Origin of the sequence: Acaryochloris sp. 'Moss Beach' (assembly GCF_021497025.1) — a bacterium.
Classification (GTDB): Bacteria; Cyanobacteriota; Cyanobacteriia; order Thermosynechococcales; family Thermosynechococcaceae; genus Acaryochloris; species Acaryochloris marina_A.
Window position 1 is genome coordinate 2,251,114 of sequence record NZ_CP071717.1, and the last position, 13,815, is coordinate 2,264,928.

Below are 13,815 nucleotides of genomic sequence, written 5' to 3' on the forward strand. Positions count from 1 at the left end.
CCTAAGCAGCCCACCAAATTTGGAAAACAACGTACACTCATGGGTAAAACGTCAATGCGTTTGGCCATTTAGTTGCAGTGACCAATGACTCAAAGTTCAGGGTTCTTTAATCAACGCTATGTGAACAACTTTGTTCCCCTGCCAGGTAAAGGAGAACCTGCTGTTGGACAGCTCGCGCCAGACTTTGAACTGCCTCAGGTAGGGGGAAACCTGGTCAAACTTTCGGACTACCGTGGACAGCAGCCTGTGTTCCTCGCCTTTACTCGTATCTTTACCGAAAAACTTTTTTGCCCTTTTTGCTATCCCCATATTCAAGATTTGAAGGAGCGCTACTCAGAGATTATGGATCGGGGGGCAGAGTTGCTCATGATCTCCAGTACGGATCAAATACAGAGTGAGCAAGTTGTTTCTGATTTAGACCTGCCTTACCCCTTTTTATATGATCCGAAATGTGAGAGTTTCCGCAATTATGGAGCAGGGCAAGCTCTAGGTGCTCCTTTACCGGCTCAATATATCGTAGATTTAGACGGCAAAATTCGCTTCCGTCATATGTTTTCTTTTGTCGATCACAATGCAGGAATAGATGAAGTGCTCACCCTGCTTGAGGGTTTACGGTAGAGAACCACCTAATCGCCCTAGCACTTAAATAATCAGCCAAGTTGCTAAGCCCCAAAAGGGAATGAATCGCAGCCAACGTTTCTGAGGACTTGTTTCTACGGCTCCTAATAGCACAATCTGAAAGAGAGTAAAGAATACCAAGTCAACGCAAAACGCCACCGAGACCCGGCTCGTCGTTAACTGAGTCCCGAAATATTGGCATCGTTCGGCTACAGTGCCAAATTCTGGTCCGACAAACCCAAACCAGAACAGTGCAATCCCACTGACCAATAGCCCTGTCCAGCCAAAGGCACGAGCCAAGAATCCTTTCGCAGGTGAGGGAACTGCTTCGGGAATCGGCATGGCAGCTCTCATAGCCATATACGGAATCATAAAAGCATTAGTCAGAAAGAGAGCCATACTCCAGATCGCCACTTTCGGTAGCTTGCGGCTGCGCATATCGGCCAGCAGTAGGGGTAAGAAAATAAAGATCCAAGCAATCGCAAAGTTAAAAAAGGCTTGGTCTACAGGATGGACAGCAGGAGCCTCCAAGTAGTGAATGCCTAAGGTATTGGTCAGAGGCAAAATGAAAAAGAAATTGAGGGACTCATTCAAGACTTCTTGCCAGGTTTCTGATTGAATCGCCCACACCGGCTCTGCGGGCATAATCTGTCCCGGTGGCGATAAAAACAAGATGTAAATGTAGGCTCCTGCCAGCAGCCATAGCAATCTCGATATCCACAACTGTTGGGCAGGCAGTTCTGTGCTGTTAGCTGAGTTCTGGGACGCTATTTGTTCTTCTGCCGTGATTGGTTTGAGCAATAAGCGCACCAAGGGAGCAATCAACCGCAGAATCACAAAGGCTCCCTTACCAGGCTTGATAACGGGTTCAACCAAATCTCGTGCAAATATCAGTTTGCCAGTTTCCTCAGATAGTCGGCAAAAGCTCACTCCGCGTCCATTGGGCAGGGGAATGCCGCCTAGCTCTACATGCCAGAGAACACCCACTGCTAGAGCGTCGCCTTCCGTAATATCGTCCACCACAAATAGCAAATCTGCGGGCATTCCCTGACAAGATTCAGTAAATAGATCCTTCACCGCTGCTTTCCCTTGAAAGGGTGTAGGAAAGTTGAGGTCTTGGTAACAACAGTCTGGATCAATATATTCCAGAGCTTGGGCGACATTACGCTCATTGATGGCCTCATACATGGCCTGAATGAGGAGATGGGCTGGGAGTGTCATGGGGTTCAGTAGATAAAGGAGGACATGGGCCGTATTAGCAGCAGACGAATTAACTGCAAAGCTAACCTTCTGAAACTGATGCCTGCTCAAACCCTTGGCAAAAAGCAACCTATGTAGACAGATATCATTTTACTCAAGGTTCGCTGATCCACTCGTGCTTCATGAATGACTTGCTTAGAAGTTTGCTAGGAACCAGTTATTTCTGGCACTAGAAGCGACGTATATCGTGCAGCAATCACTTGACCCTCTGGATTAAAGCTGATGATGATTCCATCACAATCAAGTAGATAATTACCAGGCTCAACCAGATAGAGCTTTTGTGAAATTCTGGCTTCCGTCTCTTCTTCACTAGATTTCCAGTTCTCTTCACTCGGCAAGGGAAACGAGGTACCTTCATAATTCTGTCTGACGGCAGCTCTGACCTGGGGCAGGGTCATCTCTTGCTGCAGAGAAAAGTAAAAGCTGAGAAAGGGCCTAATCGGTGACCCATAGTAAAACGCAACCAGCACAACAACAGGCTGGATCAGTAGAAAATAGTGCCATTTTTTAGATCTGCAGAAATATAGTAGCGTTACAGAAAATAGGCTAGAAGCGAACAGTAATAGAAACCAAACGTCAAATGCAGGCAGCACAATGGCTAGCTGTATAGACAAGGCATAAATGGATGAGATGATGATGAGCCATACAAAAAGAACCAGTTCTAGCCTCATAACCTCAGATTCAAATAGAGTGAAACGCCAATGTTATGGAACTATTGGAGACTGATCAGAGTTTTGTGTAAGCGGTCTAGAATCCAAACACACCAGGAGACCGCATCATGTCTAGAAAGAAACAAGTACCCAATCGAGTTGATGAGCTATTGGATGAACTCATTGGAGAGAATCCACAGCCAGAGGATATTCTGGGCGAATCAGGACTGCTCAAACAACTCAGCAAACGCCTAGTGGAACGAGCCTTGGCAGGTGAATTGACTCATCACCTGCATCAATCCTCCGTCGATGAGCGTTCTCATGGCCCTAGAAACAGTCGCAATGGTTACTCGAAAAAGACCGTCCAGACTGAACAAGGAGAGATGGACCTATCGATTCCTCGCGACCGTTGCAGTGAGTTTGAGCCTGTCCTCGTGCCCAAAGGCCAGCGACGTATCGCGGGACTCGACGAGAAAATCATCGCCTTATATGCTCGTGGCATGACCACTCGTGATATTCGAGTCTCAATTGGTGGAGCTGTATGGGGCCAATATCTCTGAGGGTCTGATTAGTGACGTCACCAATAGTGTCATGGAGGAGGTTAAAGACTGGCGCTCAAGACCATTGGATGAGGTGTATCCGATTGTCTATCTCGATGCCCTGTATGTGAACATCAAAGTCAATGGCCAAGTCAGCAAGCGAGCCGTCTATGTCGCGCTAGCGGTAACTGTGGAGGGAAACAAAGAGCTGTTGGGATTATGGATAGGGGCTGCCGAGCGGGAGGGAGCAAAATTCTGGCTTTCAGTGCTCACAGACCTTAAAAACCGAGGCGCTCAGGATATCTTGATTGCTTGCTGTGATGGTCTCAAAGGCTTTCCCCAGGCGATTGAATCGGTCTATCCCGATACTCAAGTTCAAGTTTGTATCGTTCATCTCATTCGCAATAGTTTGCGCCATGTGCCTTGGAAGGAAAGTCGAGCCGTAGCTGCAGACCTCAAGCCCATTTATCAAGCGGCCACTTTGGAGGAATCTGAGGCTGCCTTGGATGCGTTTGCCAACAAATGGGACCAGACGTATCCTGGCATCAGCCAAATCTGGATACGGCATTGGGATAATATTGCTCCGTTGTTTAAGTACCCAATGGCCATCCGAAAGGTTATCTACACCACTAATGCCATTGAGTCGCTCAATCGCTCACTGCGAAAGGTGATTAAGACCAAAGCTGTCTTCCCGAATGAAGAGTCTGTCTACAAATTGATGTTTCTGGCGATGAGGAATATCTCGAAGAGATGGACCAGACCGATTTTGAATTGGAAGGCGGCGCTGTCCCATTTTGCTATTCTGTTCCCAACACGATTCAACTATTGAATACGTTACGGCTTACACAAAAATCTAAACACTCTCACTATTGTGCGATCGCAGCTTGTATCTGCATAAGCTAATCTTCCCAACACCGCAGCAAAAACCAGCTTTGGGTTATCAGCAATCCTAGCAGTAGCAGCTTGGCTCTAGTATCCTCCTATGACTGAACTCTGTTGCTTTTATAGAAGGGACTGGGTGAGTTGCTCTTGAGTGGGAATATCGGCAGGAAGAAACGTCCTTAAATCGTCCTTAGTCGGTCTGGATAAAGCAGCCAAACGGCTACATTGCATTGCCACACAACGATCAAAGATATTTCTCACAAATCGACCATTACCCAGTTCACCGACTTGGGTTTCAAATTGCCCAATTAAATGGCACATAGACTTCAAGGTTTGATCCGAGAGTAGATAGCCATGCTGTTCACAACTCGCCTTAAAAATATCGGCTAATTCAGATGGTGCATAGTCTTCAAAATGGATTGCTCTAGAGAACCTGGACTTTAAACCCGGGTTGGAGTCAATAAAACGAGCCATCTCTATTTTGTAGCCTGCCACCACCACCACCAAATTTTCTCTGTGGTCTTCCATCAGCTTGAGGAGTGTATTGATTGCTTCTTGCCCAAAGGCATCTCCACGACCATCTGCAACAAGTGCATAAGCCTCATCAATAAAAAGCACCCCTCCCAAGGCCGATTCGATCACTTTTGTGGTTTTAGGCGCTGTTTGCCCCACATATTCAGCCACTAAAAGACTGCGATCAACTTCGACAAAGTGTCCTTTTGAAACCACACCTAGATGCTTATAAATCTCCCCCAGCAGCCTCGCGACCGTGGTTTTGCCTGTTCCAGGATTGCCTGTGAATACCAAATGTCTCGTGATCGCAGGAGACTTGATGCCGACTTTTGCCTGCATCTGAGAGACCTTGGCGATATTGACTAACTCCTGAACTGTAGATTTAACCGTATCTAAACCAGTTAGGGCATGAAGTTGTTTGAGAGCGTGTTGCAGTTCATCTTGCTGACTATGTTTTCGCTTCTGATCGGCAGCAATCTCAGCAGCCTTGCTCTTTTGACTCGGTGGATTGCGATTGGTGCGTTTGGGTGGCTTAGGGACTAAAGATTGTCCCCGAATTCTCTCCAAAGTCCGAACGGTTTCTTGATCCTTAGACCATTGGTATTCCAGTAAGTCTTTCAGACCTGGATTCCAACCTTTCTGAAACCCTAAACGTCTGGTAAGCTCTTCCAATTCATCCTGTTCAAGCGCAAACTCCTGTTTCAATTGTCCATAAACCCAGCCTTCCGAAAGACATAAGTTGAGTTTTTGACGAATCAGTACAGAAAGATATTGGTCGACGTCTTGACGCATTTGCACGAATTTCCCATAAATTGGATTTTTCATCACCTGGGATATGGCTGATTAATCCCAAATTCATGAAAAATTTAATCAGTCTAACAATAGATAATTCCCGAAAAGTTAAGGCTGTAGATTGACTGAGTAAACAGCATAATTCCTCCATAAACCCTAAGGATTTCAATCATAAAAAGAATTCATACTGATTTTTTCGATTTGGGTAGAAATATTATGCTGTGCACCCTAAAAAGACTATGTTCGCCATTTAGGCAGCAGCCCAATGCCACTAGCAAGGCACAAGATAAGAGTGTCAAGTGAATATTCTGGTCCATGAAATAGACGTTAGGTGGTCGCCATTTCTAACCCATTTATTTACATATTCAACATCTTTCTCAATGGCAGAGCCTAGGGTTCATTTCTAGATTGCCCAAACTGAGATGGAACTCTGTCAGTGTAATTTTTCAGGTCGAAGACCGAATAATAGCTTGGAGTTGCTAAGTTTTAGATCGTGCAAATTTACGGCAAAGGACCTTGCATCAGGACCTTGACATTGTTATCTACTTTATCTCCAGCACCACTGAAGATCACATCCAAGGCCATTGGATCTTCGAGAACCGTCGCTCGGAGAAATAATGCTGTCCAAGTTCCAATCGTTTGGATTGCCAGCGCTTGAGAAAGGTCTTGCACTTTAGGATCTTGGAAAATAGCTGGAACAACAGCAGGCGTATTGACTGGGTTCTTAGGTGCATTGCTATTCGTGATGCCAAAATGATTGGCCCCCGTGATAGATACCAGCACCTTCAGCGGATTCCTTAACTGCTGATAGGTTTCTTTGGTCTTCTCGGGAAACGATCGCCCATCCTTTTCACCAAAGATTAAAGCCGTGGGAATCGTGTCGTTATTTATAGGGGGAACAGAATCACCCGTATAGGGCTTAAGGTGAGTGCCATAGAAAACAGCAGCAACTAATTCTTCCGGCTGCTTGAATTCACCATAAAGGCATTTAGGAATAGAACATCCTCCCTGCACAGCGTTTAATCCTGCAGCCCCTCCTAACGAATGGCCTAGCAGTACCAATTGCTCTGGGTTGATAACCTCGGCCACAGGAGAAACCGTCGGATCTTTGATGAAAGTCCAGACCTCATTAATCAATTTCAATTCAGGGTAATACCCTGTTGTGGTTGGCGCAGGGAGTGGCAAAGGCCAAATTCTTAAGTTATTGGGAATGACCACTACAAAGCCATAGCTCGCAACCACTTTGGCATATTCGGAGTAGTGAGATTTATCTACATTGGCTCCCTGAAGCAACAGAGCCACAGGAAAAGGTTTAGCACTCGGATCAGATTTGGCCCAATGGGGAACAAAGATATCTGCGGCATCCCCACTGGGCGTAATCACCGTCTCTAACTGCTGAATCTCAGAAAAGAGGGGGGCAGGTAAGACAGGTGAAGCGTTAGCTAAAGTTCTTCGACTTTTGATCTTTTGAGCTGTGATCCCCGTGAGAGTGCTTGTTTCTCCAGGCTTAAGCACTCTCAGTGTCTCAGGACCATCTTTGAACATCCAATCACTTAAAAAATCCGGATGTTCAGCAATCTCAAAAATACTCAGCCACAGATCATTGTCAGGCTCACCTGTTAAGGATCTATTACTGATTACGTTTTTACCCTTACCCGCACTTTTATCTATAGCTGTCCCTGCCCTGACATGGTCAGAATCTCTTCTTTCAACAATGAAACTTTGATGCAACCACCCATCATTGTCTTCTTTTACATTCATGTTGGGATTCACATGAATCCTTGGCTGAGTCATATGGGAAGGTTCAAGCTGATTGGCATGCGCTTTTTGATGACGAAAATCAACGGCTAATAATGCTGATAAACCTATTCCTATTACTCCAGCACGAATAACCGTTAACGTTATCTTTTGACGCAAAATAAGGCTGTTCATATAGTAAATTAAATAATTTTCAAAAAAAATAAAAATCACAGAAAATTGTTGCTCAAGTCTTTTCAATATTGCACTTTATGACAAGAGAAGAAAGGATGCTATTTTGCTAGATGAGTTTTGGTTGAGAATTAATGCTTCTGGGAAAGTCTATGTGTCTTCTCTCGTCCGTTAATAACAGCTACTACCCTATTCAACAAGCATCATTTTTGTTAGATATGTTTCAAGGTTCAGTGTGATGGAGCTTCATCAATTTCAAGTCATAGAAAACACTCCGTCCCCTGACTGCCTGACACATCTCTGAAAGCCTTTTCTTCGTAAGGGTTTACACTGTAAGAATAGCAACGCTGCCCCTAAGGCAAGAGAGTTGGTAATACGTTTAGGTTGCGTTTGACGTGTGAACAATGCCAAAAGCTAGCCTTATACACCCTGCTATTCAGCATCCAAAAGCTACGTATCTAAAGGCTTTGAGGTACTTATGTCAGGCAGTCAGCTCCGTCCCTGTCTCAAATCGGTCAATATAAATGTCCTAGGAAAAATATTTAACGCTGCTACCAGTTCAAAGAGTGCTTGTTGAGCAAGGATTGGGTTGGTATACCGTTGAATTAGCTTATGTACTTCACAGAGCACGGGAAAAGTCGTAATCAAACTGTGCTGCTCATCAATGAGAAACTTAAGGCGATCTACACAATAATGATGCTGAGTGTCTTGTCGATGAAAAATAGCTATGAAAAGGCTCGCATCAACAATGAGACGTGACATCAATGGTAATCATCTTCGTTCATTGATACCCCTTCTGATGTATCAATGAACGAAGATGCCGACTAACTTGAATAATTGAGAGGCATCTTTGCCTCGCCACTTTTGCTTGCCCCATGCAAGCAGCAACGAAAAAGTGACTAGGCTACCGGATGCTCTAGTACCTCTGCTGAAATTACGCTACATCTTGCAACAAAAGCCAAGGCTAAAGACTAGCAGGTGGTAACTCCAGCGTAACCTTCCCCAAAAGACCTTTGCGAAAATCGTTCAGAACTTTCTGGGCCATGCGCTCTAGATCCCCTTGATGCAGTTGTTCAGCCGCTGTTTCCAAATAATCTGCAGCAGTCAAGGATGTGGGGTCAATTTGATAGCGGTTTTGCAGAATCTTGTCAGGCAAAAATCCACGCTTAGGATCACATGACTCTAGCGCTTGGATCAGCTCAATTAAAGCAGTCGCCACCAACTGATTTTCATAGGCGGCAGTGCCGATATCATCGCAAATAGCCAACTTATAGGCCGCTGCTTGATTATCCAATTTAGCGGGTAATACACCGGGGGTATCCAAAAGTTCCAAATCTGGAGACACACGTACCCAACGAAGCTGACGGGTTACCCCTGGACGGCGAGCACTTTCAACAATGCGTCGCTTCAGCAGGCGATTGATTAAAGCAGATTTACCCACATTGGGAAACCCCAGCACCACTGCTCGCACTGGGCGAGGTCGCATACCGCGGCTTCGCCGTCGTTGATTAATACTGACCCCTACTTTTTCCGCTGCTGTAATCACGGCCTTAATACCTTTACCATGCTGAGCATCTGTACAGTGAGGCACTAGACCTTCTGCCTTCAGAGCATCGAGCCAAAGCTGATGGGAAACCGGCGTAACCAAGTCAATCCGATTCAACACCAATACATGAGGCTTTTCCCCAATCCATCTCTGAATTTGAGGGTGGTGGCTAGAGTGGGGGATACGAGCATCTCGCACCTCCAGAACCACATCAACTTTTTTGAGTTGTTCAATTAGGGCTTTCTCAGCCTTGGCGATATGACCGGGATACCACTGAATGGGGGGAGTAGACATAGCCCTAGAGTCGCTCTAGGCGATCGCGCAAAATCTCAGCCTGCTTTTCGGCTTCAGCCAGGGTATCACGAGCGCCCTGAACCACTGCGGGTGGGGCTTGCTCCACAAAATTGGCATTGTTCAACCGACCACTACTGGACCGAATTTCTGCGTCTGCTTTTTTCAGATCCTTATTTAGCTTGGCTTTCAGGATCTCAACGTCCACTACACCGCTAAGAGGTAGAAGGACTTGGACCGTACCAACCACACCAATGATGGTTTGTTTAACTTCCCCTTCTACTGCTGGAGTGATGCTCAAAGACTCTACTCTCGCCAGATCCTGGAGATAGGTTTGACCGGCTGTGAGGATTTGTCGTTCGCGATCGCTTTCGCTTTGCAAAATCACTTTAATGGGCTGCTTTGGCTTAATGCTGGCTTCTGCTCGTAAGTTGCGAATGGTGCGAATGGTCTCAATGACTAGCTCGAACTGCTCTTCTAGCCCCGGATCAACCCAGGCTGTGAAATCAGCGGAATTTGGCTCTGGCTGTGAATTTTTAGGTATAAAGTCATCTTCGTCGTGGAGCTCTGGTTCGACTGCCGCAGGCTCTGCCAAAGCCAAATCCCCACCTAAGGCTTCCGCCGTTGTCTCCAAAGTCTTGGGATCACTCAGCAATGGCAAAATTTCATCTTTCTTCTTTTGCAAGGATTCGACCCAGGCTTGGCGATCGTCATACCAGAGCAGACGCCGATAGGCAAAGTTCAGAGAATAGCCTAAACCAATTAATTCAAAGGCGCTGCCTAATAGAGGGACGTGATTAATCGCACCTAATACTGCTGCCGTAACCGCAAGACTGATAATACCCAGGAAGAAGACACAGACCCACAGTAAGACCGTTTGATTCACATCTAGAAAACGGCCGAGGTACGCTGGCAACTCGCCAAAGATATGGACGGCATCTCGCCAGTTAAAGTCATGAACTTCAGGGTCTGGCTCCAAGGTCTCATCCCTCGCTTGAGCGGTCGATTCTGTCTCCGGTGCAGCAGATGGCTCAGGATCTGCCGTTGCCTCTTCTACAGGGACATCAGCACTATCTGGAGAAAGCAGCACCGTTTCTGTCACTAATTGAATATCAGCTGCTTCTGGGTAGGGCTGACTGGCTAAATATTGTTCTGAGGTCGGTTGAGTCAGGGTCTGCCAAATCTCTTCCGTAATATGGGGCATAAACGGATGAAAGAGCTTCAGCGTTCCCTCTAATACATAGGCAAGGGTTTGCTGGGCCACACGCTGGGAAGTAGTACCTTCCTGACGCAGTCGGGGCTTCACCAGTTCGATATACCAGTCACAGAAATCACCCCAAATAAATTCATACAGACCTTTAGAAGCTTCACCCAAACCATAGGCATCCACCTGATTGCGGGTTTGCTGCACCAGGCGATGATATCGGGACAAAATCCAACGATCTGCGAGTTCTAGATCAGCAATCGCAGGCTGCCCAAGCTGTTCTGGCGTTTGCCCATTCAGGTTCATCAACACAAATCGAGAAGCATTCCATAACTTATTGGCAAAGTTACGAGAAGCTTCTACAGAAGTAGATTCATCGGTCTTGCGGTTATACTCCAGGCGAATATCTTGCCCTGCACCAGCCACCTCGCGGATCAGGGTATAGCGGAGGGCATCAGTGCCATATTTGTCGATCAAGATCAACGGATCAATCCCGTTATTGGACGACTTCGACATTTTTTTATTATTTTCGTCCCGCACCAAGCCATGGATATAGACATCCTTAAAAGGCATCTTTCCAGTAAAGTGGCCCGCCATCAAAGTCATCCGGGCGACCCAGAAGAAAATAATGTCAAAACCGGTCACCAAAGTGGCGGTGGGATAGTAGGTCGAAAGATCCGCCGTTTCCTCCGGCCAGCCCAAGGTGGAAAAGGGCCATAATCCTGACGAGAACCAGGTATCTAAAACATCTGGATCCTGGAGCAATTGCACCTCAGAGCCAAACTGTTCCACCGCTTTTTGCTGCGCTGACTCTGCATTTTCGGCCACCACAAAAGGCGTATCTTCTCGAATTTCGCCCTCAGTTTCGCTGATGGCATACCAAGCTGGGATTTGGTGTCCCCACCAGAGCTGGCGGGAAATACACCAGTCTCGAAGATTCACCAGCCAATCCCGATACACCTTGGTCCAGCGCTCAGGGACAAACTCGGGCGATGTCTGATCATCTAAGAATGCCAAGGTCCGTTTAGCTAAGGGGTCCGTTTTCACAAACCATTGAGTTGAGATCAAGGGTTCAACCGGTACCTTGCCGCGATCGCTATAGGGAACGCTATGACGATACGCTTCTGTTTTCACCAAACAGCCCTCTTCTTCCAAGCGAGCAATCACCCGTTTACGGGCTTCAAACCGATCCAATCCCGCAAAAACATTGCCATTTTCATTCAGAGAACCATCTTTATTGAGGATATTAATGAAAGGCAAATTATGCCGCTGCCCCATAGAAAAGTCATTGGGATCATGGGCAGGGGTAACTTTGACGCAACCCGTTCCAAATTCTGGATCTACTAATTCATCGGCAATCACCGGAATCTCGCGCTCCGTGATCGGCAGCTTAATAGTTTTGCCAATCAGGTCTTGATAGCGTTCATCCTTAGGGTTCACCGCCACTGCCGTATCCCCCAGCATGGTCTCTGGGCGAGTGGTGGCGACTTCAACAAAGCCAGAGCCGTCGCTGAGGGGATAGCGGAAGTGCCAGAGATGGCCATCCACTTCTTTATTCTCTACTTCTTGATCGGAGACCGCAGATTGGCTAGCAGGGCACCAATTCACCATATAATTGCCACGGTAAATCAGCCCCTCTTCATGCATTTGCACAAAGGCTTTGTTAACTGCTTTAGATAGTCCTTCATCCATCGTGAACCGCTCACGGGTCCAATCGACAGAGACTCCCAACCGTCGCTGCTGATGGACAATTCTGCCGCCGGATTCAGCTTTCCAACGCTGAGCCCGTTCTAAAAATTCATCGCGGCCAATGTCGTAGCGGGTTTTGCCTTCCGCCTGCAGCTGCTTCTCTAAAATCGTGTGCACGGCAATACTGGCATGGTCCGTCCCCGGTAACCACAAGGTATTGTCACCAATCATGCGATGGTAACGAATCAGCACATCAATGAGCGCCGCTTCAAAGGCATGGCCCATATGCAGACTGCCCGTCACATTCGGTGGGGGAATAACGATGCAGTAGGGGTCACCCCCCATGGTTCGGATCAGCTTTAAATACGTCGTTCGCTTCCCAATTTTCTTGCCATTTGGCTTCTGTTGCCGCGGGATCATATTGGCTAGATAGGGACGGAGCGGTGGCAATCATAAACTTAAAATATTTTAAAGATGAGAATATAAGCCTGTACACTAAGGCATCATTAGATTAAATTCTGCCATATTTACCTCTGCCTGTCGGTCTTTCCTCACAAGGATCGATCATTTGCCTCTTTGAACTTGGCGGCAGTAACGCTAGAATAACCGGAGAGACCAAACGTCGGTAGGCCAAGTTTTGGCTAGATTCAAGAAAAGTTATCCTTTCGTCCTGAGTTAGTTGACTTACCTCCGCATCCCAATCTCGATACGTTGTTCATTTGATTTTTGAAGGTAAGGTATGACAGTTTACATCGGTAACCTATCTTATGAGGTTACAGAGGACGATTTGACCGCAGTTTTTGCGGAATATGGGGAGGTCAAACAAGTCAAGCTTCCTGTAGATCGTGAGTCAGGTCGCAAGCGTGGTTTTGGATTCGTAGAAATGCAGGACGAAGCTAACGAAGACAAAGGCATCGAAGAGTTAGATGGTGCTGAGTGGATGGGACGGACTCTAAAGGTCAACAAAGCCAAGCCTCGCACCCCCAGACCGACTAGCAGTGGCTGGGGCAGCAGCCAAAGATATTAACCCCAATATCTTCATAGGGTTGAGGTAAGCTCAAGCCTAGCAACAGTAACCGTTGCAAGTTTTATCAGATAAGGGTAGCAACCCATTCTCTCTTATCTGCTTTTATATTTGGGTATACAGTAATTCCTGGCATCCAGACGTTTAACCCTATTAGTTGGAGAATATTGAATGACCCAAGTGGTCCTTGGAGACGATGAGCAATTAGAATCCGCGCTGCGTCGATTTAAACGGAAAGTATCTAGAGCCGGCATCTTTGCCGACATGAAAAAGAACCGCCATTTTGAGACTCCCGCTCAAAAGCGACAGCGGAAAATGACTGCCAGACACCGAGAACGACGTAGAATGCGTGGTCGTAGGTAGACAAAGGTGTTCATTACGCTTGTGACCCAGTGGGCCAATAACGTGTTAGTCCACTGGTGCCGTTCATTCATCTCAGGAGCATAATCATGGCAGCAGCCAAAGTCGGAGATACCGTATCGATTCACTACACGGGAAAGCTGGATGATGGTTCCGTCTTCGATTCTTCCTTAGAGCGTGAGCCTTTGCAGTTTTCCATTGGTGGACAACAAGTCATTCCAGGGTTTGAGCAAGCTGTCATTGGTATGAATCCTGGTGATTCTAAGACTGAGACGATTGTCTACGATCAAGCCTATGGACCCCGCCATGAAGATATGGTGGTTACTGTCCTCCGAGAGCAAATTCCCAGCGATTTCGATTTAGAAGTTGGTCAACAGTTGCAGATCAAAAACCCTGAGGGACAAGTCATTCCGGTGATGGTCAGTGAGATCATTGAAGATCAAGTCACCCTAGATGGCAACCATCCCCTAGCAGGAGAAGATTTAACGTTTGAGATTGAATTGGTCAGCATTGCTTAA

At 46.7% G+C, this 13,815-nt stretch carries 9 protein-coding genes and 2 pseudogenes; 5 read left to right on the forward strand and 6 right to left on the reverse strand.

Features of this window, described 5'->3' with window-relative positions; genetic code table 11:
* The first annotated feature begins 84 nt into the window (after window positions 1-84).
* Window positions 85-618 carry a peroxiredoxin family protein gene (locus HRE53_RS10395; protein WP_212663379.1) on the forward strand — a complete coding sequence of 178 codons (534 nt, stop codon included), beginning with the start codon at window positions 85-87 and terminating at the stop codon, window positions 616-618.
* Window positions 619-642: 24 nt separating this feature from the next.
* Here HRE53_RS10395 and HRE53_RS10400 read toward each other — a convergent pair whose 3' ends face one another.
* Window positions 643-1,839, reverse strand: a complete 1,197-nt coding sequence (locus tag HRE53_RS10400; RefSeq protein WP_235110350.1) for a nuclear transport factor 2 family protein — start codon at window positions 1,837-1,839, stop codon at window positions 643-645.
* A 185-nt stretch (window positions 1,840-2,024) separates the two neighbouring features.
* Complete coding sequence (locus tag HRE53_RS10405; RefSeq protein WP_235110351.1) at window positions 2,025-2,348, reverse strand: hypothetical protein; 324 nt, start codon at window positions 2,346-2,348, stop codon at window positions 2,025-2,027.
* 308 nt (window positions 2,349-2,656) lie between these two features.
* Here HRE53_RS10405 and HRE53_RS10410 point away from each other — a divergent pair.
* Window positions 2,657-3,896: pseudogene (locus HRE53_RS10410) on the forward strand (IS256 family transposase).
* Between the two features lie 173 nt (window positions 3,897-4,069).
* Here the strand turns inward: HRE53_RS10410 and HRE53_RS10415 are convergent.
* From HRE53_RS10415 to HRE53_RS10435, 4 genes and pseudogenes are all read right to left on the reverse strand, one after another.
* Window positions 4,070-5,254 carry an AAA family ATPase gene (locus HRE53_RS10415; protein WP_235110352.1) on the reverse strand — a complete coding sequence of 395 codons (1,185 nt, stop codon included), beginning with the start codon at window positions 5,252-5,254 and terminating at the stop codon, window positions 4,070-4,072.
* Window positions 5,255-5,755: 501 nt separating this feature from the next.
* Entirely contained in the window at window positions 5,756-7,186 is a 1,431-nt protein-coding gene (locus HRE53_RS10420; RefSeq protein WP_235110353.1) for an alpha/beta hydrolase, read from the reverse strand.
* A 961-nt stretch (window positions 7,187-8,147) separates the two neighbouring features.
* A complete protein-coding gene (ylqF, locus tag HRE53_RS10425; protein WP_212663384.1) occupies window positions 8,148-9,023 on the reverse strand; it encodes a ribosome biogenesis GTPase YlqF in 876 nt (291 codons plus the stop codon).
* A 4-nt stretch (window positions 9,024-9,027) separates the two neighbouring features.
* Window positions 9,028-12,367 (reverse strand): annotated as a pseudogene (locus tag HRE53_RS10435) (valine--tRNA ligase).
* A gap of 285 nt (window positions 12,368-12,652) precedes the next feature.
* On the opposite strand from HRE53_RS10435, the gene HRE53_RS10440 reads away from it, so the two are divergent.
* The 3 genes from HRE53_RS10440 to HRE53_RS10450 all read left to right on the forward strand — a co-directional run bounded on the left by HRE53_RS10440 (window position 12,653) and on the right by HRE53_RS10450 (window position 13,815).
* A complete protein-coding gene (locus tag HRE53_RS10440) occupies window positions 12,653-12,940 on the forward strand; it encodes an RNA-binding protein (RefSeq protein ID WP_235110354.1) in 288 nt (95 codons plus the stop codon).
* Between the two features lie 168 nt (window positions 12,941-13,108).
* Window positions 13,109-13,300: a 30S ribosomal protein S21 gene (gene rpsU, locus HRE53_RS10445; protein ID WP_010476171.1), complete on the forward strand. Its 192-nt coding sequence runs from the start codon at window positions 13,109-13,111 to the stop codon at window positions 13,298-13,300.
* A gap of 86 nt (window positions 13,301-13,386) precedes the next feature.
* The gene (locus tag HRE53_RS10450; protein WP_304518423.1) at window positions 13,387-13,815 is read left to right on the forward strand and encodes a peptidylprolyl isomerase; all 429 of its coding nucleotides are present in this window, start codon (window positions 13,387-13,389) and stop codon (window positions 13,813-13,815) included.